This is a genomic window from Anaerovibrio sp. JC8, assembly GCF_002100115.1.
In the GTDB taxonomy this organism is placed as follows: domain Bacteria; phylum Bacillota; class Negativicutes; order Selenomonadales; family Selenomonadaceae; genus Anaerovibrio.
In genome coordinates this window covers 20,566-44,771 of record NZ_ANBM01000010.1, presented here as the reverse complement: position 1 = coordinate 44,771, position 24,206 = coordinate 20,566, and the positions used below count along the sequence as shown (strand labels likewise).

Sequence of the window (24,206 nt, the reverse complement as noted above, 5' to 3'; positions counted from 1 at the left end):
AAAGGTGATATTTTATGAAGCAAATCGTAATTAATGAAAGTTATGGTGCTTTTACCTTGTCGGAGGAAGGGGCAAAATACTATAACAGTTTTAGTCCCATTAAATTGTCTATTGATAATCCACGGGCATGGGGCGTTAATGGCGTTATTTATTATTTGGGCAGGGACGATCCTAATCTCATAAAAACCATAACTGATTTAAAGGAAAAGGCTGCAGCCCCAGATTGTAAATTAAAAATCGCGGAGGTTCCAGATGGGTACAACTACCGCATTGAGGAATACGACGGCCTTGAACATGTGGTGCTGTTGCCAAGAGAGGATGAAATCAGAAAGCTATGCGCTAATCCAGATGCCCTGATAGAGTATCTTCGCCGTAGCGACTGCTTTGACTTGAATGAAGAACCTGAATTATTGGCACCGCCAGCAAGAAAAGCGATGGATTATACTATGGAGTTGACTTTCTCCCCGGATGCTAATATGGAAGAAATGCTAGGCTGTATACGGGAAGTATGTCTTAAAAGCGGATGCGGAATTATCAAGTATGAAGATAACACCATCATTTATGGGGCTACGGAGTTTGAAAAGTATGCCGTCGCGTATGTTCGTTTAGGTTATGTTGAAGAAATAAAGCCATATCTTGTAGAAGCTATTTGGTTTGACAAGAAAGAAGGCGCTGAATCTTGTTTGGAAAATATATTAAAAGAGGTCTGATGGCAGCTATCAATTAAAAACTATCATATAAGGATCGTGATTTTATGTTTTACATATTTCTGGATGTGGATGGGGTGCTGAACACTGAAATGGACTGGAAGCGCCCTTTCACCTTAAATAGCAAATGTATCAGCTGTTTTCTTGAATATATGACCTATCTTAACGGGAAGTATAACCATGAGGTGGGCATTGTCCTTACTTCTTCTTGGAAAACGGGCTTTAATAGTGACGGGAACCATGCAGTGTATATAAAGGAGTTAATTCACGCCATGGCCCCTGAGAAAATCCGCATATTGGATAAGACTGAGGAGCTTGACCAGCTGGACAGGGGGCGGAGCGTACTGAATTACTGCAAGGCGCATAATATCAGGGATTATATCGTTTTTGATGATGACAAATCCCTGTTTAAAACCGCCCCGGAGCTGAATATCTACTACACCAATGCTGCCAGAGGCTTTACCAAGGAAGATGTCAAAAAGCTGATAAACAGTGATAAATCAGGCTGGCAGAGGATAATGAGCTTCTTTTGGGGAAAGTGAATTTGTCCACTTAGCGGGAGGAATAATTAATAATGAAACCATATAAATTACTGACCCATACTGATATGGACGGGGCGGCCTGTGCCGTACTGGCCAATATTGCCTACAAGGGCAATACAGATATTACATATCTAAATAATCCCAATGACTGCACCAAAAAGCTGATAGCCATGGGAACGGAATACAAGGATTATGAGGGGATTTTTGTTACGGACTGCAGCTTTGATATTGAGGAAGTAAGGCTGCAGAACCCCAAAATTCTCAATCATATAAAGCTCTTTGATCACCATATAACAGCAGTGGAATCCTTCAAGGATTATAAGTGGGCCACTGTGACTGAAATGCTGGATGGCAGACCTACCTGCGGGGCGGAGCTGTTTTACAGATATCTGCAGAACAAGGGGCTTATTACTAAAAGAGATTTTTTCATTGAGCAGGTGCGCCTTTTTGATACATGGGAATATGCCAAGTATCCCAGCCAGATGCCAAAATATTTGGCAACAATGGTATTTAAGCTGGGCTTGCAGTACACTGTGAAAGCCTTCACGGAGCGCCTGGCCAAAAAGGATTTAAACGAGCTTACCCTATTTAATGAGTATGAGCGGACTATCCTTGCCTATGAGGCTGAAAGGGAAGCCAAGGATGTAAGCGGCTTTATGCAAACTGCATTTAAAGGGAAGCTAGAAAGTGAGGGTAAGGAATACACCTTCTGTCTTACTTACAATAACAGTAGATACACCTCTTCCCTGGGCAATAAAATATGTGAGGAATACGGCGTGGATATTGCCTTCATGGTGAATTTTAATCACGACAAAATAGAAGTTCGCACCATACGAAACGACCTGAATCTTGGCGAAATAATGAAGCAGTTTTATGGTGGCGGTGGTCATCCCAAGGCCAGTGGCGGGGATATATCGGGCATTGCCGAAGAAACCGCCAAAGCCATACTTGGCAAAATGGGCAAGGTAATTGAAATAGGGAAAACAAAGGAAAATTTGTAATAGAGATATTCCGCACTGGGCTGACTGTTTACAGGAAAGGTTGAGGAGGTGCGTCAACATGGACCAAAAAGAACAGAAGAAATTTAAACGCAGTAATCGCCCAATATCTGAGGTCATTGAGTCTTGTCGACAATCTTTCATCAAAGCAAATGGAAGACTGCTAACAGAGGAAGAAGCCATAAAATTCGTTGATGATATAAGAAAAGAACTCAGAGAAAAGGGTGAATTGTAGCATGCTTATCACAATTACCAAGGAGATATTCAAAAAATACCTTCTATCTCCCAAATATAAATCCCATTTGGATAAGCCTTTACAGCATTTAATGGAGGACTATTGCTTCTATTGCCCTTATTGCAGTGGAGAGATGTGTGAAAGTGATGATATTAAGCTGGAAAATGGCGGGGCTCTTGATGTGGCTGTCAGGAACTGCGATATTCCCGATAAACAACTGAGAGCATTTTTAGCGGGTGAGAAACCATGATCTACATAACCGGGGATACACATATTCCCCTTGATATATCTAAACTGAATACTACTTTGTTTCCCCAGCAGGCGGAAATGACCAAGGATGATTTCGTCATTATTCTGGGGGATTTTGGCCTTTACTGGCATGAGGACAAGACCTTTAGGCACTGGCACAAGTGGCTGCAGGAAAAGCCATGGACTACCCTTTGGCTGGACGGAAATCACGAAAACCATGACTGGATAAACAGTATGGAAGTCAGCGAATGGCATGGGGGCAAGGTTCATAAAGATGGTAGCATTATCCACCTTATGCGGGGACAGGTTTATGAAATAGAGGGCCAGACCTTTTTCGTGCTGGGGGGAGCGGATTCCACCGACAAGGAGCACCGCAGAGAGGGCTTGAGCTGGTGGCCCCAGGAGGTGCCTTCCTGGGCGGAGTTCAACGAGGCCGTGGATAATCTTGAAAATGCTGGCAACAAGGTGGACTATATCCTTACCCATACATGCCCCATTGACCTTATAAATCCCATGTTTCACCTAAAACCAATAGGCTACAGCACTGTGGAAAGGGCCCTTCAGCTAATATACAACCACAAGCCAGAATTTAAGCGGTGGTTCTTCGGCCACTGGCACCAGAGCAGGGATTTCGGCAAATTCACCTGTCTTTATAACAGGGTAATACGACTGGATGAGTATATTCCAAATCCCGAAACTGTGAGGGCTATGAATGATGTAAATAACAAGCGAAATGTAGTTGGGCCGTTTGATACTGTTGAGGATGTTATGGAGGATTTGAGATTATGAATCTTAAAACTATTGAGCTTATCAATCGTATAATAGTAAACGCAGAAGCAAACGGTGCAGATCTCGGTGGTATTTGTAGTTGTAATGAAGACGGCTTGTATGATTCAATGAATAAGTTTCTTACAGAACACTCTTTAGAAGATAAATATGACATAAAGAAGGTTAAAGTATCAATTCCAAAACCATACACTCAGCAAGGTATATGGTATGTGTTTCAGTTCGTTTTAAAGAGTAGCTAATACCATGAAAATGATTTTTGCTAAGGAAATGGAATATACATTAAAACTGATTTTTTCCCCAAAAGCCAAGATGGAAACGATATTGCAAAAAGCTGAGGGTATATGCAATGAAAATGGAACTGTTCTCTTAAAACACACAGAAAACTCGATTACTTTGGGGGCGGATTCTTTTGAAACATTTAGCCCTGCTTTACTTGATATACGGTATGACGACTACTTCAAGGAGAATCTTATAGGCGCTTATTGTACTGATCCATTTGATGGGACTTATCCTTGTCTGGATGATATTTTGAAAAATTATACTTAATGAGCAATATAACCCTATTTTTAGAGGATGGTTATGATGGAATATACCATGAAATTGATTTTTTCAAAGAAGGCTGATATGGCTGTAATGGAGGAAAGAATTAAAGACATTTGCCAGCGGTCTGGTAGTGTTATTTTGGAAGTAAAGGATAACACTATTATTTATGGAGCCGAGGGATATGAACAATTTGGGCCAGCTTTTATGTTATTAAGTTTTGATGAGGTTATTAAAAAGCAAATTATTGATGTTATTTGGACTGATTCTGATGAAGGCACCCATTCATGTAAGTCTCAGTTATTAACCAATACGACCTGCTGAATTGAATTGGTGGGCCATTCAACTAAATAAAAATCACGGGGCTATTCTCAACTCAGAGAATAGCCCTTTAGTTTTGGGCAAAAAAAAAGACCAGTGACCAGCCTTTTTTTTGCTGGTGTGGGAACAGCAATGAGTAATATTGTGTGCCCTATATAATAAAAGGAGACCACCCACACTCTTAAAAACTAGGGTGCCTTGATTGAAGTGAGCCGCTTGCGGTGTCAGACCTCCCATACGTGCGGTCAGCCACCTCCAGCGTCTGAAACACCGACTCGAGAAGGTGCCCCGGACGGCAGAGTATACCCCCAGCAGCATTGGCCCCAGGTCTTTCCCTGTCATGCCTACATCACGGATTCCGGCTATGCCATGAAAAGCCCTGACAGTATCTGAAGAAAGCTGGGAGCATACCCAGCCGCCGGAAGGTGGTCCAGTGCCAACTACTGGGCTAGTATTGCGGTCACTGCAAGCAGTCACCGCTTACCCCGACTCTAAGTGATGACCCGAACAGCAGAGCATGGAACCTGCAAGCAGAACCCATACACAGCAGTCGGTATTTTGGCCAGTGCCTACTATAGGGCCAGTAGAGGCAGAGCTACCACTTTTTTATCTGGGGCGGCAGCACTGCCAAAACCACTTCTCCAAGTGTCGGCCCCGGAGGGTAGCATATATCCCATCAAAGCTGGGCTATATCCTCCCCCCGGAAAAAAGTTCCAGCCATATCTCAGAGAGTAGCGAAAGATGAGGCCATGGCAAGCCATAGCCTCACCCTCCGCGGAAGGACGGCTTCTGCCACAGCAGAAGCCATTTAAAGCGGAAATCCCCAGAGCATGGCCACGCAATAAAGTACGGCTTCCCTGGGCCCCCACGAGGCCCCGAAGCCGGGAACGAACCAAGGCCTTCCAATACATGACTTTATAGTATAAGGTTTTTACTTCCTGCTGTTAGCCTATATTCTTCTGTACATTCCAGTATTTGATGCCACAATACATAGGGTTTTCTGCTGTACATTTTTGCACATAATACCATTTTGTACAGTTTTTAATTTGCTATACATGACCTAATTGTACAGTAAAATTAAGCCAATTTTCAGCACATTTTTTTGATACATTGTAGTCATGTTTCTTGGTGCCAGCTCCAAGTGTGGGCCTATGAGTATGGGCCGGAGCCACCTTCTTGGCATCCGTTTTTGGCATCTGGGAAGGAGCCTCCAACCTCATAAGGCAGGCCATTTTACTTCCGATAAACGCCGGAGAGGTTATCGGAACGCCTGGCTATGCTCCGGGGGCCAATGGTTCCGATAACCACATTTATCGAAAGTAAGATGTCCACTCGTGCCAGCTATCCCTCACGGGTCTACCCCGCCCTCCGCCCAGAATACCCTTCGGGACCTACCCTTCGGGACCTACCCTTCGGGTACTAGCTCGCTTTGCTCGCGTCGCCCCCACTCCCTGAAGGGACTATGTCGTTTCACTCCCGTCGCAGCCGGACGACGGGGCAGCACACAGACCCGGAAAGAGAGCGCCGCCCCACCACCCGGCATACATCCCACCCATAAATTGATAGCAAGAACTGCCACATCATGCTATAATTTTTCCAACAATACAGCCCCCAATAAATAGCTATTAAACGAGGTCATATTATGCAATACAGAATTATCGACGGTGCAGAGAATTTGAAAATTAATGATGTCGTTAGGCTTCTAAAGATGACTTACTGGGCGGAGAATCGTCCGCTTGAAAACATTGAAAAATCTATGCGTAATTCTGCTTGCTATGGGATTTATCTTGATGTCGAGGAAAAGCTGGTGGGTTTTGCAAGGGTTATCAGTGATTATGCTACAACTTATTACTTATGCGATGTAATTGTTGATACGGCATATCAGCACATGGGACTTGGTACGGCTTTGGTATCACATATCGAGGCATTGCCAGAATATAAAGGGCTGAGAGGTGTTTTAATTACAAGGGATGCACACGGACTATATGATAAATTCGGATATAAAGTTTTGAATAATCGTGCTATGGTTAAGGAATCGAAGTATTAGACAATACACCCTTCTAAGTAGAATTTGAAATGCAATTCTAACGAATGTTCTCAAATACACACACGGAGCTGCCCATGGGCGGCTCCTTTAATTTTGCCAATGCAAAAAGGCCAGTCCATAGACTGGCCTTTCCCCCGTAAGGCTCTGGTACCCCACGGGAAAATATAAACTAAGCAAGATTTCGTTTTCCAGTGATTTTATGGAGTATTATTTTTCCAATCTTTAAATGAGCAAGCCCCTTACACCGCTCCAATGGGTAATCATCGTAACCGTAATGTTGGTTGATAAGGCGGAGTCCATGCTTTATTTCATCAGGGGCTGTTACAAATTCGCATTTACCCTGAGCAATAATGCTTTCATAACGGGTAGTGATCCCATTTTCTGTTTTTTCTACTTTGTGAAAAATATCCCCTTCCACACAAATATTTGGGGATTTTTCCAGTAGTTCGATTTTTAGTCCCTCTTGGGCACAGTGGAAATAGACAATAGGTGTATTGTCGATAATTTCCAGTCCGAAAGATAGTGGAACAACATAGGGATAGTCTGTGCCATGAATACCGAGTCGTATGGTGTTGCAGCGGTTAAGAATATCTGTAATCTTTGTTAAATCAGTTACTTCGCGGTCTTTACGGCGCATAGTTCATACCTCCAATATATTCATCAACAAGTGGGATATTGATTATTATATGTAGCGACATTATACCATATATGGACATTGAAAAAAGCCAGTCCTAAGACCGGCCCTTTCCCCCGTAGGGCTCTGGTACCCCACGGGGAATCTGTGTAAGTAAGTATTCTAATATGCGGATATTCTACCATAAGAAAGTTGCCTGGCGCAAATTTCAGGCAAGAAAAAAGCTGGCCTGAGCGTAGGACCAGCTTTTTCTCCGCTGGAGGGAACCAGCAGGAGTGTTGAGAGTATATGTAGAAAATTTTATATTCTGGGAAAAGCCGGCATGGAGTACCGGCTTAGTATTTGCTGGAGTGGACCAGCAAATGGAATGGTATAAATGAATTTTATCATATAAGGTTATGTCTTACAACTGTATTTACAATAAGCAAAGAAGTGCCGGCCATAAGGCCGGCGAAAGGAGTGATATGTCACTACTATAACTATAATGTATTATCAGAACAGTATTATTCTAACAAAAATGAAAAAGACTGGTCAAAGACCAGCCTCTTTCCCTGCTGGTGTGGGGACCAGCAGGAGTGCCTATATTGTGTTTACATAAATTAGGAAGGTTTCAAAAAGCCAGTTGGAGGACTGGCTTTAGGGACTGCTGGAGTGGAGCCCCAGCAGAATTGGAATAAAATTTTACTATAATGAATTTTAACACATGCGGTTACATGGTGCAACTATTTCATCAAACAAAGAATAAAGGATTTTTAACATACTATATAGAACATATATAAAAAAATAAATATGTGGCAGAGGAATTTATAGGAGGTGACAGGGATGCATAAATTATTTAGGAAAATTACTTTAATATTATGCTGTGTCCTTGCGCTTCTTATTGCCGGATGCGGTTCAGTACCTTTGGAGGATGCCCTTGACAAGGTGGCTTTGGATAATGGCAAATTCTACCATATTAACATAAATTTTCGTCAGCCATTTTATGAGGTGATTTTGGAGTCCGTTGATTATCCTACGGAGGATTATTGCGACGATCTGGCGGCCAAGATGTTTAAGAAGGCCTATTCCAGAGAATATCGTAATATGAAATTTGAGTATATCGAGGTCGTGATTGGCGTGGAACACACAAATCCTCTTTATGGTACAAAGTATTTTGAAAGGGTTGCCAAATACAGGCTGTATCGGGATGCCGCCAGGAATCTGGATATGGAGAAAATGGATAACAGTACTTTGGCAGGGCTGTCCAATAAATGGTATCGTAAGAAGGGAACCCCTGATGGGTATCACGACGAATACTATTGCCAGCATGATTTCAGCGTAAAATAAATTTATAAAAAAACGGGGAGCTGCGACAGAATGCAGCTCCCCTTTTTGCTGGCGTGGGAGTCAGCAAAATAGAGTGAAATTATAGCATAAAATAATTTTACCATAGATGCCTCTATCCTTACAAGAGCAAATGTAACAAAACAATACACAATTCCGCCTTAAAAGACAGAGCCTTTGGTTAAAATGATGTAAAACAATACACAGCTGTGAATAGCTTTGTGGATAAGCTGTGGGCTCGGGGGGAAAAAAAGGCACCTTGCCGCAAGAACAAAGTGCCCATGAAAGACCTGTCAAACCCATATTAAGTGAGTTTTTATGTAGATTATTCTGCTGGGAGCGGGTTTAACAGATCTAGTTCATCAATTTTAAGCCAGGGAAACGGTCATTTTGCTGTAGCCATTGAACTGGCCCCCGGTCTCCACATTGAGGCTGCTGGTAATCATATCTCCTTCAAGCTGGCCACGGGCACAGATAGACAGGCGGTTGCTGATATTCACATTACCTCGCACCACACCAAATATAGTAAGGTCTTTTGCCGTAATATTTCCAATTACACAGCCTGATTCACCAATATACACACTGCCGCCCAGATTGATATTTCCCTCAATGGTGCCGTCAACCCGCATATTTTCCTCGCCGTTGATGTCGCCTTTTATAGTTGTTCCCTTATCTATAATCGTATTGATGTCGTTTTTGGTTACATTTTTCTTAAAATTATCAAACATAATTGTACCCCCTGTGTCAAAAAAAATGTAAGCCATTTTGTTACCGGAAAAAAAGGGCCGGCAAATACTACCGGCAAAAGCTCCTGCGATAATGGAAAATGCAGGAAATGTTATGAAAAATCTGCAATCTGGGCTATCCGCCCAGCATGGTATATATTCAACATTGGTTAAAAATATCCTTCTTTTTTCAAAGATTCCCATACCAGCGAATAAAATCATCCTTATGGGCACCGTAATTGGTGCCGTCCCTGAACCATTGGGAGAACATCAGAAACCGCTGGGTGCCGCTGGAAAATACATCCTTCCAGTACCGCTGGCGGATTTTCTTTTTCACATCTTCCCGGGATTCCCCGTCTTTTAGTAGCCAAAGAATAGGCAGGGCCCGGTGGGTATATTCCTTGCTTCCTTCCACGGAGCCATATAATTTTAGCTGTTCATCACTGAACACATACCCTGCAGCCAAAAGGTTAATAATGGCGGTCTTTACAAAGTCACTGACGGAGAGGTTTCCTTCGGGAAGGGGCGGAGTAGTGCGCTTTCTCCTTATGGGTTCAAAGACATTTACCCCAATAAGTTTCAGCAGAAACAGGGCTTCTTCCAAATACCGCCCCAGCACCACCTCACGAAAGGCCGTAACCTTCTGGGGATTGCCGTTTTTAAGGTTGTCAACATAGGCGGTACCCACATCTTTGGCCTTTTCAATCAGCTTGGATTCAAGATAATCAATATCTGAGGCATTGAAGCTGTCGTCCTTGGTGGTCATAAGGATTATGTGGTCCCACCAGCTTTTGTCCGTAAGGTGCTGGCGGGTCCTTCTCTCCAAATCCCGGGCCTGTCCCACATAGACCTGTTCCTCGGATAAAAGGAGATAGACCCCGTATCGCTTGCAGTCCGCCTTTTCGATAAGGTCATCAATGGATTCTCTGGGGGATGAAAACATGGCCCCAATTTGCCACGAAGTATCCTCAATATACATAACCCCGCTTAAATCCCCGTCATATAAAAGCATTTGAATGGTTTTTGCTGTGGTGATCATAGGCTTTATCCTTGTTTTTGTACCCAGTAGTCAGTAATGCCGCGGGCAATGGCGGCGGCTATTTCCTGCTGGTGGTTCATAAGAAGCAGGGCATCGTAGTCGTTATCTATAAAGGCAGTTTCCACCAGTACCGCTGGCATAATGGTGGAGCGAAGCACCGCCAGAAGGGGACGGGTTTTAATTCCCCTGTCGGGAAAGGTGCAGTCAATATCCTGCATTTCCTCAATTAGTTGGGCATGGATGCACTTTCCAAGTTCATGGCCGTCACTGGTCAAATCATACACCAGAGTTTCCGCCCCGCGGACTGTTTTATCAAAGGCATTGCAGTGGATGCTGACGAAAATATCCGCCTCCCAGTCGTTGGCACTCTGGATGATATTTTCTCCAGCAGCTTCCCCATAAAGGTTATTGCTCTGCAGAAGTTTAACACCACATCCGGCTTTTATGAGATATTGCTTCACTTGTTCACCTATGGCCATGGCCACATCAGCCTCGCGGATTCTGAAAAAATCGTTAATTGCCCCAGGATCGGGATTGCCATTTGGGGCATGGCCCGGATTTATAAATACTTTCATTTTTATCATTTCCTTCCATATAACATATACCCCCAGAAGTAGCCACTGCGTAACGAAACGATTAAATAAAATAATATAAGGAGTGAGGAAAAGTTTTTGGCTGTTTCCGGGGGTGATATATCGCGTATTATTCTTTTTGTTCCTTTTCTTCCTGCCCTGCATATTTTGAACCGGTCCGGCTCATAATATAATATCTGGCAGCTCTGGCACCACCGGGGGATTCCCACCTAATATACCCCTTTTTGGTGAGTTCATCCCTGGCCCGCTTCACACTGGCAGTGGACATTTTAAGGGCAAAGGCCATTTCGGGAACATTAAGACAAAGGGGATAATGCCACCAGTTCTGATTGGCACGATACATGAGATAGTGCCACATGGCCTGAGCATTGGGGCTTATCCTGTCGGAGTTGTGGGTAATGTAAAACTCTTTCAGCTCCATAATCCAGCCCCTTGTTTTTCCCCTTGCCATGGTTATTTATAGCAAGCGGGGTACAGGGTGTCCAAATCTGTACCTTGACTGTTCAGAAGCCACTGCTGGGCGGCTTCCAGTGGAATCCGTATAGTGTGGCCGTATCTGAATTTGGGAAATTCCTCTATTCTCAAAAGTCTGCGGACGCAGTATTCCGTGAGTCCTGAATACTTAACGAAGTCCTTGACACTAACAAACATTGGGTTTTTCTGTTCCATTATCATTAATACCTCTCTTTTAGGTTTATCTGGTTCTAATACATTACCAAATAAACCGTTCTTGATTCTGAAACAAATATAACACATGGACTATGGGCTGTCCACAAAAATTATGTCACTTTTTAAAACACCTCTATACAAACTGTACCAAATTATGGTATATTGATATCGGACAACATGAAACAACACGAAACAACATGAAAAAAATTTAAGGAGAACAAGCTGATGACTACCTTTGGTGAAAGAATTAAGAGTTTAAGAGTCGAAGGCAAGGGCTTATCCATTGCTGAGGCTGCCAAAGAACTGGGTATTCCCAAATCTACACTGAACAATTACGAAAGGGATTATGCCAGACCATCGCTGGAAATGATATGCAAGATGGCGGACTACTACAGCACCACCCTTGATTATCTCGCCGACTACAAGCCGGACAAGGAAGTGGCTGAAATAGCCAATGCCATAAAGAAGCTGTCCCCTGATAAGAAGAAGAATATTATGGCTATTGTTGAAGGACTGGGCGGTAAATAACTCGCTTACTAATACTACTGTCTTGTCTTATATAGTCTTATATTATATTAGGGGTTGCTGGAGCCCTTGCCCTGCAAGGCCTAGCGACTATCCACAGGTTCATAATGAGCCACTAGATGTACCACTACATGGACCAGTACATGTACTACTACATGAACCACTACATGTACCACTTTTTGAAGTTATCAACAGTTTATTAACAGATTATCCACAAGATTAATGGGATTATCCACATGTTTTTTTGTAATATCCACATGGATTCTGGGGTTATCCACCGAAAATCTGGTATTATCCACACGGTTATTGGTCTTGTGGTATTTTTCAGCCGTGTATGTGGCAGATTTTAAAACGATATGGGTTATTAAGTATTTATAAGCAAGACAGGAGGCATTAAAGAATGGGAAGTCAGAAAAAAGCGCGGGCACACAATGAAGGAACTGTTTTCTATCGTGAGGACAGAAAAAGATGGGTGGCACAGGTTACAGCAGGGGTTGACCCAAAAACAGGGAAAATAAGCAGACCTTTAAAGTATTTCAAAACCCAAAAGGAAGCCCTGGCCTATGTGAAGCAGATGCTGGAAAAATATTCCCACAACCTTCATGTGGATGCAGACAAAATGACCGTGAAGGACTGGCTGAATAAGTGGTTCGATACTTATAAGGTTCCAAAGTTAAGGGAGAACACCCAGGTATCCTACAGGGGAATACTGGATATCTGCATCAATGCCATTGGGAACATGAAGCTGGACAAGGTGCAGACCTCTGATCTCCAGTATGTCATTTACAAGGTAATTGGGACGGACAAATATCGTACCTGTCAGTATTTCCGCACTGTAATAAAACAGGCCTTCAAGCGGGCAAGGCAGGAGCATCTTATAGTGGACAACCCAGCGGAATTTTTGGAGCTTCCCCAGAAGCCAGCCAAGAGGCCTTTTGTTAAGCCTACTATAGAGGATTGGAAAACGCTGCTTGAATATCCTGCCGGATTTTATGGTTGGCAGATGGCCATATACACCGAATATATAACAGGCCTCAGAAGGAGCGAACTGCTGGCCCTGACCTGGGACAGCTTCGACATCAAGCGGGACGATAATGGCAAGATTACTGGCGGTTCAGTTATTATTGACAAGGCCATGGGCATCGGTGACAAGGATCCTGAAACCAAGAAACGCAGGATTTACATTGACAAGACCAAATCAGAAAAGAGCGTGAGAAAGCTGAAACTCTCTGCTGATTATTGTGTGAAACTGATGGAATATAAAAAGAAGCAGGCCGCAATACGGCTTGCTTCCAAAACTTGGGAGCATCCGGAAATGGTATTTACCACCAATGACGGGCGGTATTATAACCCGGATGTGTTCTCCAGCCTTTATTCTAGGATATGCCGGGAGAAAGATTTGAAATTCAGATTCCACGATCTGCGCCATGACATGGCCACCAGCATGAAGCTGTCCCATATCTTCGATGTAAAGGATATTCAGGGCCAGCTTGGTCACAGCAATGTTCAGATTACTCTTGATACTTACACCCACATTGAGGATGAAGATGCTTCAAGGGTTGGGGACTGGGTAGACGAGCGCTTCAAGAAGCTGATTAAGTGACAGCAGCTGACAGCACCTGACAGCGAAAAGACAGCAGTGGGCTCAAAAGCGAACACAACCAAACAACATGGGACAACATTTCATATAGGTGATAAACCCATGAAATTACTGGGTTTCGACACCATTCGACACGAAACAACATAGGAGAACACATGGTCGACATTGACTCAAAATCTGCCGTAAGCAATTACGTGCCGGTTCGAGTCCGGCCTTCGGCACCACAGTAATATCAAGGCTTCCGAGCATTCGGAAGCCTTTTCTTTTTGCCCCAAAATTGTGGCTGTACACCCGCTGTACACCCACAAAGATTTTTTGTTACAAAATTAATGAGCCCGTCCCAATTTTATGGGGAAAAAAAGGCAAAAGTGGGGAATGGGGGATAATGCAATTTTGGTGTATAAACATAAAAAAACTGGCATTACTTGGCTGTACTTTCGGTTATATTTAGGGCTGTACCAGGCGCAAAAGAAAACTGCCACACCGCGCAACTACTGGGTTTGTACTTTGCGGGGCGGCAGTTTAACTGACTGCTTTAAGAGTGTTCCCTTTGCTTTAATGGGGGCGCGTAGCTGCCAGTTCTTTAGCCTCTTTGCCTGTTAAATGTTCAATATCCATTACCAGCACATACAGAGCTGACATTAGTTTTCCGATTTCTTTTTCTCTGCTTTCAATAGTTTCCTGTGGACAGTATTTATCTGCAAGTATGTCCAATGCCAGGCGTTTTTCCGGAGCGGTATTGTCCTCCACTATCCGAACAGTGCCAAAAGCAATTACACTGCGAAAATATGTAGTATATTCCGCTGGTACGATGTTATCCTGATTTATTACGCAAAATGAAGCCTTTGGGTTTTTACGCAGGGCGTCCAACTTATGACCGCTTTTTGCAACATGAAAATACAATTTATTATCAACATAAGCAAAGGAAAGAGGCACTGCATAAGGATAATCATCATCACCAGATACGGCCAGCACCCCTGAGGTGGATTTTTCCAATATGGATATACATTCGTCAGCAGATAACTGCTGGTTTTTTCTTCTCATTTCCCTGAACATAATAATCACTCCAAACCTAATGTTTTCATACGGCAACGATTATATAACTTTGTCTGAAAGTATAGCATATTATAATTATGTGTCAATGGAGTTAAAAAATCCGCGGAGCCACACCAATTTAGGCACGGCCCGCGGATTATTTTTTACGAGTGTTCCTTGCGGATTTCCAGTATCAGGGCATAATGAAAATTATACTATCTGCTTTGTTCAGCTTTATTAATGTCATCAAGTAAATCTTCCAGTGTTATTTTGGCAAAATCATCCAGCATGTTATTTTTTATTACGGATAATTTATTGCCAAGTACCTGTTGTATATTTCGCCCTACAGGACAGTTGGGATTAGGATTATCCTGAATATGAAACAAGTCTTCATCATCTTCAACAGCATTAAATATTTCCTGTAATGTAATTTCACAAGGTTGTTTTGTAAGCTTGGCCCCGCCTACTCCTGCGGCTACTTCAACTAAACCGGCAGATTTTAGCTGGCCCAGAGTTTTGCGGATAATAACAGGATTGATATTTACACTGGAGGCCAGAAAGGTAGAGGTGGTTTTAAAGACACCGTCAAATTTGGCGACGCACAACAATATTTGTACTGCAACCGGCATACGAAATGAAAACTGCATATCAATTCCCCTTAAACTAAAAGACTCATTGTAAGTTATGGTATTACAATGAGTCTATATTGTCAATTATACTTATTTTTCAATGAGTGCGTCTTCTGCAGTATATTCTTCCAAAGAATTTTCCCGAACCTGAATACAAATAAAACTGATTGCTTCATTTGGGCTGGCAAAGAACTGACGGCGGGCAGCAGGGGAGATACGGAGCCAATCACCGGCTGCCAACTCAACAGCTTCACCATCGATTACAGCTTTGCCCTTGCCGCTGACTATGAAGTAGATTTCTTCATTCTTTTTGTGATAGTGAACGAAAGGAACACTGGCTCCGGCTGGAAGGTTGTTGACGCTGATTTCAGCCCCGGTAAGCTGTAAGTTGTCATGTAATTCGGTTCTTGCATCATTTGCTACACTAATTTTGTTGTAATTTTTCATTTTGTTTTCCTCCTAAAGTTGAATTAATGTTGTAACTAACTTGATTACAATGAGATAATAACATTATTTAGTTGTAATGTCAACAGTTACAACAAAGATTTAAAAAATATTTTTTGTAGGGCGGGAGCCTTTAGCAGAGCCTGCTTCGTCATCACTGGGGCGCAGATTTTCATGACATTATTTGTGGCTGTACTTTGGCTGTACCAGGCGCAAAAGAAACCTGCCATACTGCATAACTACTGGCTTTGTAATTTGCGATACGGCAGATTTTCGAATTGCTTTATGAGTGTTCCTTGCGGATTTCCAGTATCAGGGCATCCAGTAAAGGGAAAATAAATCTAGGTGTCGAATTACCTTGCATGACACTATTTAGGGGGAAATATCCATGGGAAGCAAAAAATATCCTGATCCCAATGTTATTCATCCCATAGCGGGATATGATAAAGAAATATATGTGAAACCAATAATAAAAAATCCTAATATAATCGTTGGGGAGTTTACCTATATTGCGGATAATGACTTTGAGAGTCATGTAACCCATCATTACGAATGGAACCATTGCCATTAATGGTAGCTGGCGTTCCGTCAACGTGCTTCATGATTGCACTGATGATTTCTGGAACCACCCATTGCAATGTAGTTCTATCAATGTATCTGTGGCACTCCCCATCTGAACCTGCTGAGTTGTTATCATAGATATTATTATCCCAGAGAACCGTTCTATTACTCTTTTGGCCAGGGAGGTAGTGCCCGAAATTTGGTGCAGCTGGAAAGAAATATCCTGTTTTTGCAGGATTACGCTGTGGGTTGATAGAATTGTGTAAGACAAGGCATTATTGAGCAGACATTAGATAATTATATAATTATGAAAAACTGAGAAAACCGGAGTGTTAAAGAGATATTGCAAGATTAGATGAGGAGGATTTTATTATGAAAAGAAAAAGCTTTGTGGCAATATGGCTTTGTGCCTTATTGCTGGCAATGAGTACGCTGTGGATAAGCCAGGCTATAGCTGCGCAAGCTGAACAGCCATCAGGTATTTCAACGTCTGTAGGGCGGCCAAAAGCCTCCACAAGCTTCAGGGAGTTAATGATTAACAATCCAGATATACGAATATTGGTGGAAAAGTCTATTAAGCAGGCATCAATTATCAATCCGGACAGGAAAACCAATCCAGTGCAATCTTTGGATGAGCTCTATGGTTTCCTGGATTATACAGTAACCTGTATGCCTTGGAATATCATGCCGGAGGAACGATACGGAAACTTTTCCACAAAATGTGATCAAAGCATCCTCTATGTGTACTGGCTTTTGGATCAACCACTGGAGGAGCTTAAGGACAAAGCGCTGTTCTATCCGTCTGTAGAGTACCTTGAACCAATATATACGTGGTTGACAGAGTACAACAATACATGGCGGGATTTCCTGGATTCAGAAGCATCGTGGAAACAGGAGTACTTGGATATGCTTCTTCGTGATCCATCCTGGAATCTTGATAAGGGGTGGTATGAATCACCGGATAACTGGCATTCATTCAACGAATTTTTCTCCAGAAAGCTGTCAAATGGAAATGCCCGTCCGATTGCCGAACCTAACGATGATAGGGTTGTTGTTTCACCTGCGGATTCCCTTCCCCAGGGCGTGTGGAATATCGATGAATCCGGAAGGTTCTATGCCGATTCTATTAAACGGGAAGACGGTGTAATAATTAAGGATTCCAATTTTGTGTCTGTTGAGCAGCTGCTGGGGGAGCCGGGAGCTGAGTACGCGAAATTATTTCACAACGGAATATTGACACATACATATCTAAATTATGATGATTATCACAGATATCATTTCCCTGTGTCCGGAGTCGTTGAAGCAGTATATAAAATTCCTTATGCCAATGCGGTTGGAGGAGTTGTTTATTGGGACAAGAACAAAGAGTTGTATGTTTTGGAATCAAATTCACTTTCATGGCAAAGTGTGGAAACAAGAGGCTGTGTTCTTATAAAGACAGACTATGGAATGGTGGCCGTTATTCCAGTGGGGATGGGGCAGGTTTCCAGTGTTAATTTTATTGAAACCATAAAGCCGGGGACAAAAGTGAAAAAAGGGGATGAACTGGGCTATTTCTTATTCGGTGGTTCCGACTGTGTAATGCTGTTTGAAGGTAAATCCGGTTTTAAACTGTCTGTAGGTAAAGGTGAAAAAGGCGGTTATTCTGCAGGTTATCGTCATGTACTCTGTAGGGAAGAATATGGGAGATTTTTGGGTAAATAACCAGCTAAGATCTAAACAGTGGCTCATTGAAACAGTGGGGGCATTACTGCAATATTTTTAATCAGTGTGGATAATTATTGCCAAAAAAATTTATAACACTTTTCAAACTTCGGGGATATAAAGGACAAAGAAAAACAACACTCAAAGATTTTAAGTAAAATATTATGGCAAAGGCAAACGTAGGAAAGTTTTATGAGAAGCTGGCACAGGATGCGGCTTTGGCTGAGAAGCTCAATACACTGGATAAGGATTTTGCAGAGTAAAATGGGACTTTAAAGCAAAAATAAAAAAATACAACTAAAGGGAGGAAAAAAATATGTCTACTGAAAATGTAAAAGCGTTTTTTAACAAGGCATTAGAGAACGAGGAGCTTGCAATAAAACTAAAAGAAGCAGACAACATTTATTGCGAAAAACATCCCATGCCACCGGAATCTGCCACAGAAATTGACAGAAAGGACTATGATGACAAATATTTTGCAGAGGTACTTCAGCCATTGGCTGAAGCGGAGAATTTACCCTTCACTTTAGAAGAATATCACCTTTTAGGACAAACACTTACTGATGATGAACTGGATAAAGTTGCTGGTGGATGGTCTGTTGGGGGGTTCATAAAAGGAATAGGACTAACTATTTTTAAACCAATTGCTATACCAGTGAAGGTAATATCGGCCGCCACTGAGGTTGGTGAAATGGTTAAAAAAGGCTGTAATTCCGCTCAAATCGCTTATTTCGTGTACAAAAATGTAATGCCACTAGGTGATGATTTGGCAAAAGCAACCGTTGATGTTGCAGTAGGCATGCTCAGAAAGGCTGGAAGACATGAACAGGCTGAGAGCTTATTGAGAGATTTTAAGAAGCTAAGCTATAGGTCTTAAGCGAAAACTTAAACTAAAGCATTGAATTAAATCACCCTAAACAGGGGGCATATTAGATGATTTTTCATCATATGCTCCCTGTTTTTGCACAAATTTCTATTATGTAAAGTCGCTACAAAATCATTATAAAGACGTCAAACATCAGAGGCACTTGAGCTGTGGGTATAGGATAGCATATCCTTTTTTGATTTAAGGGCAATGGTCCGCTCATAGTCCGGGTCGTCAAATAAGGATTTTTCTTACTCAACTGTTATATCAACGGTTGAACCAATGGAACCATTGCCCTGAATTCCAAAATCTACAGACGCTCCTGGTTCAATGGAAGAATTCCACGACATTGGTGTGATTACATAATAATTACCAGCTTCGGCAATATTTACACACCAGCTTGAATCAATCTTTACATCCTTCTTATTTACCTTAACGGTCCATGTATTAACCTTCGAGGATGAATCATTCTTTACTTTGATCAATACCTGATAACCTGATCCCCAATTATTGATTGTGTACTCAGCCTTTAAACCGGCACCTACAGGCTTCTGTGTTGGAGCAGGAGTAGGCTGTGGTTTTGGAGTTGGTGTTGGAATCACCTTGCCATTAATCGTGGATGGCGTTCCATCAACGTGCTTCATGATTGCACTGATGATTTCCGGAACTGTCCACTGCAATGTAATTCTATCAATGTATCTGTGGCACTCCCCATCCGAGCCTGCTGAGTTGTTATCATAGATATTATTATCCCAGAGAACCATTGCAACATTGCTGTATTTAGCAGCTGTTCCCCAATAATAATCCGCCCACTTTACAAATTGCATTAGATCCTTTAAAACGTCATATTTGATGTGCGTTTTTCATTCTTCGTTCTAAATGCGTTTGAAATGCGTGCGAAATACGTTTGAAATGGCTGTGCTTATGGACGCCAAGCCAGTAAATAAGCGGTTTTAAGAGTTCAAAATGCGTTTGAAATGCGTGCGAAATACGTTTGAAATGGCTGTACTTATGAACACCAAGCCAGTAAACAAGCGGTTTTGACAGTTTAAAATGCGTGCGAAAATCGTTCGAAATTTATTATATGGCACATGCCCAGTGGTACAAGGAGTTGAGCGGGCCTGCAGGCTGAAAAAGAAAGTTGTATTTTTCAGCGGAAACGGTATTGATGAATTGCTTTTGAAGATAGGGGAATAGGAGGTCTGGAATATGATAAATAAAATACTTTTTGTATTGGTTGTTGTTTCGCTGTTTGCTGCTACATGTTTTGCTAAAATATCAGCATCAAGAATTGTTTTAGGTGGTCTTGCTCCTGGGTGTTCGCTACAATATGCAGAGAGCGTTTATGGACCAGCAAAGAAAGTATATATAAAGCGTGTGTCAAAAGCACAGCCTGAATTCTACTATGTTTTTGGAGAGTCTTTTTATTGCTCACCAACCTTTGAAGAAATATATATAGATGCTCAAAATGGCGTTAAAACAGCTGATGGCATTACAGTCGGAAGTCCGGCCAATAATGTTCTTCTGACTTATGGTAATCCCGATGATACTATATATGGAGATAATCTTTTTTACGACCATATATTAACCTATTATGCCTATGAGAACACAGATAAACCACCATATTTAGCTTTGGAATTTTATATTAAAGATAATGTTGTAAGAAAAATATCTGTTTTTAGATTTCATCACTAAAGTAGATTTCTCTAGCCCCTGTTTGTTGCTTCAAGTAACAGACAGGGGTTATTTAATTGTAAAAAGGGGGACGAAGGAGGCCGCCACAAACCAAGCCACTTACTGCTGCATGCAACACTGCGGTTTTGCAGTTGTCCGGTATTAGGATTTTTGAAACACCACCAAAAAACTCATACATATGAACATGGGCACTAATATAATACAAAATGGACCACACCTTTCGCACTACGAAAAAATTTCAAAAAATATAACATATTTCATAATTCGGGGATATAAAGGACAGAAAGAAGAAAACATAGAGGTCAAATCCATGCTAAGCTCCGGTAAATCAGACATAATTAAAGAGGCTGTTGCATAAGTGAGCGTATCACTTGCCTGCAATAGCCTCTTCTTTTGTTTCAGATCTATGGTTGGAGTTTGATGAAATTCAGCTTACGTCCGGACAAAAAAGCGGGCTGCAAAATGCAGCCCGGTGAGATGTGTACGGGCTATTGAAAAAATGGGAAACAATAGCCCGATAAAGAAAGGAGCTTGGTGTACACAAGCAATACACCAATTGGAAAGGATTCTACGACAAAGAAAAATTCTGTTGTTAATTAATTATAACTCACTAATAATTTAAGAACAATAGTTTACATATGAAACTTTCTAAAAATATTTTATTACCAAAATTTTTTTAGAAACTAAAAGAAGCCGGGTGTGCAGTCGGCTTCTTTGGAGGGGACGGGTCGGGGAACCCGCTCATGAGAGAGTATGTAAGGAGAGCCATTTTTTATCATTTATGATAAAAAGTGGTTTTTTGTTGTTTCCTGTCTATACATACGATTTAAAATCCAATCTATTACAAAAAATATAACGAGCTTTAAGATGCCCCCCACCTCTTTAGGTGGGGGAAAACAAACTGCAACAGCTGGCGAGCATATCTCCCAGCTCGTTGAAACGCTAATTGGAAGATTTTTTTTCTGAAAGAAGAAAAATTTGAACAATGGCGTTATAAGGAAATATTGTATGATGAATTATGCGAGAAAAATAAAAAAAGCTGCACCATGGCAGCTTTTTTAAGGGAGTGGCTATATGTAAGTTGGAAGGGGCAAACATATAGCTGGTGCTGGCTTTTGCCAGCTGGTAAAGAAGTGGGATAACAAAAAGGGTAACGAAAACAAGCACCCGAATAGGAAATAAACGGGTTAGACATAGTATATAACAAATAAATTCATAATACAAATTTTTTTTAGGAATTTTTTAATTTTAGAGAGTATAATATATGAATAGGAATAAGTGGTTTTATATTTCTGTGCAAGAGGAGGTCAATAATGAACAGAGGGATTAATCCGGATTTATCTTTTAATGGTGTAATACAAAAAGCTTTGATGTGTATGTTATCGGTGCTTATGTTATGCCTGATGACGTCCACTGTCCTGGCAGCTGACGTGAACAAGGTTATGAAGGAACGTGGGGAAATTAACGATCTGTCCACCAAGGCACTGACCAATCTATATGAGGAGGTTCCGTCGGCACAGCGGGTAATTCAGAACTGTTACGCCTACGCAACCTTGAGCAATACGGGGATGAAGCTGGGTATTTTCGGCAGCTCCCACGGCAGAGGGGTGGCCGTAAACAATGAGACAGGCGAAAAGGTCTATATGCGCATGCAGGAAATGGGTGTCGGCCTGGGGCTTGGCGTGAAAGAATATGACCTGATTTTTGTCATAGGAACGGAGACGGCGTGGCACTCCTTTATTTCCGGTGATGTAAAATTTGCTGCTTCGGCGGATGCGTCAGCTACAGATGGAATGACAGGAGATTCCATTGATGGCGCCTCTATCGCGGCAAATGGCATTTGGGTATATCAGATGACAACAAAAGGCCTGACACTGGAGGCCTCCATTAACGGGACGAAGATTTACCCGGACAAGGAACTGAACAAATACGATGATACTGGCAAGAAAATAAAGTAATAGTTTTAAAAAAATTATGCAGCCCTCGGGCTGCATTTTTTTGGTTCTCTGGCAGGTTTTGAATTTTTATTGATGCTTCATACCCTTTTCATGCGCCATGGCAGTTTTGGTTATGGCTTCATTGTGGCCGTTTACTGCAGCAAAGGGGGCAAACTGGGCGGCCCGCTGTTCCATTGTCAGAGGCGGGTGTTTCTTGGACACTGGGCGGGGTAAGTCGATGATGTCAGCATAAGGATTATCTTTGTCGGTCATGCCTTATGGCCTCCTATCTGTTGATTTCTTTCAATGGTCATGGCTCCTTCCTGAAGGTTGGCACCTTTCAGTATGGCATTTTTGCCATATTTGTGCTTTATGTCCAGAAGGGCGTGCTGCAGGGATTTTTCCTTGGCCTCCTGCTTTTCGGCCTTGGCTCGTTCTCTGTCCAGTTGCTCATAATCTGTAAAAAGGTCCAGCTGCTCCGGTCTGTTGGCTTCTTCTTTCATGGCTTCTTCACTGATTACATGGTTGGCCGTGATATTGACTCTCCGGATCAGGAGCCGGGGGTCAGTGATTTTATCAAAAAGCTCCAGCACGGCCTTGGTTATTAGGGCAGTGGAAGAAGTATGCCGCCCCAGGTTGATGGAACCGTTGGCGGGCTTTGGCACCTTCCGCCCATAATGGTCTGTATGGGTATCTCCGGTGTACTGGCCATTCTTCACATTGTCGATGTCATAGCCGATATACAAAACTATCTGGTCAGTAACCAGCCCTTTATCCACCATATCCAGCACAAGGACATCGGCCATTTCCCAGACAATGAGCCGCCCCTTTTCATGGGTGTAGCCGCTCATAAGCACCTGGCCGCTGCTGAGGCTGTTGGATGCGGGCCTGTATTTCTTGATGGCCTTCATGGTGCATGGTTCATATCCCCATGCGTGGTCAATGAGAAGCTGGGCATTGATGCCGAATTTCTTATAGAGTAAATTCTCGTTGTGGTATTCGTAGTCCTTGCCAATGGAACAGCGGGCAATATCCCCCATGGTATATAGCCCGATTTCCCGCAGCCGCCTTTCGTAGCCCTTGCCCACCCGCCAATAATCTGTAATTGGGGTGTGGGTCCACAGGGCCCTGCGGTAGCTCATTTCGTCCAGCTCCGCAATACGGAATCCGTCCTGGTCATAGGGGATTTTCTTGGCCATAATATCCATGGCCACCTTGGCCAGATACAAATTGGTGCCGATACCGGCGGTGGCGGTAATGCCGGTGTTTTTCAGGACATCATGGATTATTTTTAGGGCCAGCTCACGGCCGGTGACATGGTAGGTGCTCAGATATGGGGTGGCATCAATGAATACCTCGTCCACGCTGTAGCTGTGGATGTCCTGGGGAGAAAAGTATTTCAAATATATACCATAAATTTGGGCACTGAATTCCACATAGAGGGCCATGCGGGGCCTGGCAATGATGAAATCAAGGGCCAGGGACGGGTCGTTCTCAAGCTGCACGATGTTGGTGGCAGTTCCCGTAAATTTGTGCCGGGGAGCCATGGCACGGCGGCGGTGGTTTATTTCCTTCACCTTCTGCTCTACTTCAAAAAGGCGGGGGCGGCCTTTTATCCCCAGAGATTTCAGGGCCGGAGTAACTGCCAGGCAGATAGTTTTCCCGCTACGGCTTTTGTCTGCCACCACCAGGTTGGTGGTGAGGGGGTCAAGGTCATCCTTAATACATTCCACCGAGGCATAGAAGGATTTTAAATCTATGGCAATATAAGTCTTTTCCTCCATGTTTCCGGCCTCCAAT

33 protein-coding genes are annotated in these 24,206 nt (G+C 42.6%); 20 read left to right on the top strand and 13 right to left on the bottom strand.

Going from position 1 to position 24,206, the window contains the following annotated elements:
- Window positions 1–14 precede the first annotated feature (14 nt).
- The 9 genes from D081_RS10080 to D081_RS10045 are packed head-to-tail and all read left to right on the top strand — an operon-like array spanning window position 15 to window position 4,384.
- Window positions 15–710, top strand: coding sequence for a hypothetical protein (locus tag D081_RS10080; protein ID WP_085024050.1), 696 nt, complete (start codon window positions 15–17; stop codon window positions 708–710).
- A 44-nt stretch (window positions 711–754) separates the two neighbouring features.
- A complete protein-coding gene (locus tag D081_RS10075; protein WP_085024049.1) occupies window positions 755–1,249 on the top strand; it encodes an HAD domain-containing protein in 495 nt (164 codons plus the stop codon).
- A 32-nt stretch (window positions 1,250–1,281) separates the two neighbouring features.
- Window positions 1,282–2,250, top strand: a complete 969-nt coding sequence (locus D081_RS10070) for a DHHA1 domain-containing protein (protein ID WP_085024048.1) — start codon at window positions 1,282–1,284, stop codon at window positions 2,248–2,250.
- Between the two features lie 58 nt (window positions 2,251–2,308).
- Entirely contained in the window at window positions 2,309–2,482 is a 174-nt protein-coding gene (locus tag D081_RS12700) for a hypothetical protein (protein ID WP_158087639.1), read from the top strand.
- Between the two features lies 1 nt (window position 2,483).
- A complete protein-coding gene (locus D081_RS10065) occupies window positions 2,484–2,732 on the top strand; it encodes a hypothetical protein (protein WP_085024047.1) in 249 nt (82 codons plus the stop codon).
- Window positions 2,729–3,520 carry a metallophosphoesterase gene (locus tag D081_RS10060; protein WP_085024046.1) on the top strand — a complete coding sequence of 264 codons (792 nt, stop codon included), beginning with the start codon at window positions 2,729–2,731 and terminating at the stop codon, window positions 3,518–3,520. Before D081_RS10065 ends, D081_RS10060 begins: the two co-directional genes overlap by 4 nt.
- A complete protein-coding gene (locus D081_RS10055; protein ID WP_085024045.1) occupies window positions 3,517–3,759 on the top strand; it encodes a hypothetical protein in 243 nt (80 codons plus the stop codon). Before D081_RS10060 ends, D081_RS10055 begins: the two co-directional genes overlap by 4 nt.
- Window positions 3,760–3,763: 4 nt before the next feature.
- On the top strand, window positions 3,764–4,066 hold the full coding sequence (locus tag D081_RS10050; protein WP_085024044.1) for a hypothetical protein: 303 nt from the start codon (window positions 3,764–3,766) through the stop codon (window positions 4,064–4,066).
- Window positions 4,067–4,099: 33 nt separating this feature from the next.
- Window positions 4,100–4,384 (top strand): hypothetical protein, encoded by a 285-nt coding sequence (locus tag D081_RS10045; RefSeq protein ID WP_085024043.1) that lies wholly within the window; start codon window positions 4,100–4,102, stop codon window positions 4,382–4,384.
- A gap of 569 nt (window positions 4,385–4,953) precedes the next feature.
- Here D081_RS10045 and D081_RS10040 read toward each other — a convergent pair.
- Complete coding sequence (locus D081_RS10040) at window positions 4,954–5,277, bottom strand: hypothetical protein (RefSeq protein ID WP_143272192.1); 324 nt, start codon at window positions 5,275–5,277, stop codon at window positions 4,954–4,956.
- A gap of 280 nt (window positions 5,278–5,557) precedes the next feature.
- Between D081_RS10040 and D081_RS12695 the strand changes: the two genes are divergently transcribed.
- Together D081_RS12695 and D081_RS10035 are read left to right on the top strand one after the other, a co-directional pair.
- Window positions 5,558–5,704, top strand: coding sequence for a hypothetical protein (locus D081_RS12695; RefSeq protein WP_158087638.1), 147 nt, complete (start codon window positions 5,558–5,560; stop codon window positions 5,702–5,704).
- Between the two features lie 319 nt (window positions 5,705–6,023).
- Entirely contained in the window at window positions 6,024–6,428 is a 405-nt protein-coding gene (locus D081_RS10035; RefSeq protein ID WP_085024041.1) for a GNAT family N-acetyltransferase, read from the top strand.
- A gap of 169 nt (window positions 6,429–6,597) precedes the next feature.
- On the opposite strand, the gene D081_RS10030 is transcribed toward D081_RS10035, so the two are convergent.
- Entirely contained in the window at window positions 6,598–7,065 is a 468-nt protein-coding gene (locus D081_RS10030; protein ID WP_085024040.1) for a pyridoxamine 5'-phosphate oxidase family protein, read from the bottom strand.
- Between the two features lie 819 nt (window positions 7,066–7,884).
- On the opposite strand from D081_RS10030, the gene D081_RS10025 reads away from it, so the two are divergent.
- Window positions 7,885–8,388, top strand: a complete 504-nt coding sequence (locus D081_RS10025; RefSeq protein ID WP_085024039.1) for a hypothetical protein — start codon at window positions 7,885–7,887, stop codon at window positions 8,386–8,388.
- A 365-nt stretch (window positions 8,389–8,753) separates the two neighbouring features.
- On the opposite strand, the gene D081_RS12690 is transcribed toward D081_RS10025, so the two are convergent.
- The 5 genes from D081_RS12690 to D081_RS12955 all read right to left on the bottom strand — a co-directional run bounded on the left by D081_RS12690 (window position 8,754) and on the right by D081_RS12955 (window position 11,411).
- Window positions 8,754–9,113 (bottom strand): polymer-forming cytoskeletal protein, encoded by a 360-nt coding sequence (locus tag D081_RS12690; protein ID WP_158087637.1) that lies wholly within the window; start codon window positions 9,111–9,113, stop codon window positions 8,754–8,756.
- Between the two features lie 187 nt (window positions 9,114–9,300).
- Window positions 9,301–10,149 carry a GIY-YIG nuclease family protein gene (locus D081_RS10015; protein ID WP_085024037.1) on the bottom strand — a complete coding sequence of 283 codons (849 nt, stop codon included), beginning with the start codon at window positions 10,147–10,149 and terminating at the stop codon, window positions 9,301–9,303.
- Window positions 10,150–10,154: 5 nt separating this feature from the next.
- The gene (locus D081_RS10010) at window positions 10,155–10,724 is read right to left on the bottom strand and encodes an N-acetylmuramoyl-L-alanine amidase (RefSeq protein WP_085024036.1); all 570 of its coding nucleotides are present in this window, start codon (window positions 10,722–10,724) and stop codon (window positions 10,155–10,157) included.
- Window positions 10,725–10,851: 127 nt separating this feature from the next.
- The gene (locus D081_RS10005; protein ID WP_158087635.1) at window positions 10,852–11,163 is read right to left on the bottom strand and encodes a helix-turn-helix domain-containing protein; all 312 of its coding nucleotides are present in this window, start codon (window positions 11,161–11,163) and stop codon (window positions 10,852–10,854) included.
- Window positions 11,164–11,195: 32 nt separating this feature from the next.
- On the bottom strand, window positions 11,196–11,411 hold the full coding sequence (locus D081_RS12955) for a helix-turn-helix domain-containing protein (RefSeq protein WP_143272191.1): 216 nt from the start codon (window positions 11,409–11,411) through the stop codon (window positions 11,196–11,198).
- Window positions 11,412–11,636: 225 nt separating this feature from the next.
- On the opposite strand from D081_RS12955, the gene D081_RS09995 reads away from it, so the two are divergent.
- Complete coding sequence (locus D081_RS09995; RefSeq protein WP_085024033.1) at window positions 11,637–11,939, top strand: helix-turn-helix domain-containing protein; 303 nt, start codon at window positions 11,637–11,639, stop codon at window positions 11,937–11,939.
- Between the two features lie 397 nt (window positions 11,940–12,336).
- Complete coding sequence (gene xerC / locus D081_RS09990; RefSeq protein WP_085024032.1) at window positions 12,337–13,539, top strand: tyrosine recombinase XerC; 1,203 nt, start codon at window positions 12,337–12,339, stop codon at window positions 13,537–13,539.
- 552 nt (window positions 13,540–14,091) lie between these two features.
- Here the strand turns inward: xerC and D081_RS09985 are convergent.
- The 3 genes from D081_RS09985 to D081_RS09975 all read right to left on the bottom strand — a co-directional run bounded on the left by D081_RS09985 (window position 14,092) and on the right by D081_RS09975 (window position 15,647).
- Complete coding sequence (locus tag D081_RS09985; RefSeq protein ID WP_085024031.1) at window positions 14,092–14,592, bottom strand: pyridoxamine 5'-phosphate oxidase family protein; 501 nt, start codon at window positions 14,590–14,592, stop codon at window positions 14,092–14,094.
- Window positions 14,593–14,786: 194 nt separating this feature from the next.
- A complete protein-coding gene (locus D081_RS09980; protein ID WP_085024030.1) occupies window positions 14,787–15,218 on the bottom strand; it encodes an Rrf2 family transcriptional regulator in 432 nt (143 codons plus the stop codon).
- Between the two features lie 72 nt (window positions 15,219–15,290).
- Window positions 15,291–15,647, bottom strand: coding sequence for a cupin domain-containing protein (locus D081_RS09975; protein WP_085024029.1), 357 nt, complete (start codon window positions 15,645–15,647; stop codon window positions 15,291–15,293).
- Window positions 15,648–16,032: 385 nt separating this feature from the next.
- Between D081_RS09975 and D081_RS09970 the strand changes: the two genes are divergently transcribed.
- The 4 genes from D081_RS09970 (at window position 16,033) to D081_RS09960 (ending at window position 18,786) form a co-directional block, all read left to right on the top strand.
- Complete coding sequence (locus D081_RS09970; RefSeq protein WP_198941989.1) at window positions 16,033–16,215, top strand: hypothetical protein; 183 nt, start codon at window positions 16,033–16,035, stop codon at window positions 16,213–16,215.
- A 362-nt stretch (window positions 16,216–16,577) separates the two neighbouring features.
- The gene (locus D081_RS09965; protein ID WP_085024028.1) at window positions 16,578–17,909 is read left to right on the top strand and encodes a phosphatidylserine decarboxylase; all 1,332 of its coding nucleotides are present in this window, start codon (window positions 16,578–16,580) and stop codon (window positions 17,907–17,909) included.
- A 164-nt stretch (window positions 17,910–18,073) separates the two neighbouring features.
- Window positions 18,074–18,172, top strand: coding sequence for a Nif11 family protein (locus D081_RS12555; protein WP_143272190.1), 99 nt, complete (start codon window positions 18,074–18,076; stop codon window positions 18,170–18,172).
- Window positions 18,173–18,225: 53 nt separating this feature from the next.
- A complete protein-coding gene (locus D081_RS09960; protein ID WP_085024027.1) occupies window positions 18,226–18,786 on the top strand; it encodes a Nif11 family protein in 561 nt (186 codons plus the stop codon).
- Between the two features lie 239 nt (window positions 18,787–19,025).
- On the opposite strand, the gene D081_RS09955 is transcribed toward D081_RS09960, so the two are convergent.
- Complete coding sequence (locus tag D081_RS09955; protein WP_198941988.1) at window positions 19,026–19,601, bottom strand: cellulose binding domain-containing protein; 576 nt, start codon at window positions 19,599–19,601, stop codon at window positions 19,026–19,028.
- A gap of 382 nt (window positions 19,602–19,983) precedes the next feature.
- Between D081_RS09955 and D081_RS09950 the strand changes: the two genes are divergently transcribed.
- Window positions 19,984–20,469, top strand: coding sequence for a hypothetical protein (locus D081_RS09950; RefSeq protein ID WP_085024026.1), 486 nt, complete (start codon window positions 19,984–19,986; stop codon window positions 20,467–20,469).
- Window positions 20,470–21,782: 1,313 nt separating this feature from the next.
- Entirely contained in the window at window positions 21,783–22,427 is a 645-nt protein-coding gene (locus tag D081_RS09945) for a YSC84-related protein (RefSeq protein ID WP_085024025.1), read from the top strand.
- 66 nt (window positions 22,428–22,493) lie between these two features.
- On the opposite strand, the gene D081_RS09940 is transcribed toward D081_RS09945, so the two are convergent.
- Together D081_RS09940 and D081_RS09935 are read right to left on the bottom strand one after the other, a co-directional pair.
- On the bottom strand, window positions 22,494–22,679 hold the full coding sequence (locus D081_RS09940) for a hypothetical protein (RefSeq protein ID WP_085024024.1): 186 nt from the start codon (window positions 22,677–22,679) through the stop codon (window positions 22,494–22,496).
- Window positions 22,676–24,190: a DNA methylase gene (locus D081_RS09935; RefSeq protein ID WP_085024023.1), complete on the bottom strand. Its 1,515-nt coding sequence runs from the start codon at window positions 24,188–24,190 to the stop codon at window positions 22,676–22,678. Before D081_RS09935 ends, D081_RS09940 begins: the two co-directional genes overlap by 4 nt.
- Between the last annotated feature and the right edge of the window lie 16 nt (window positions 24,191–24,206).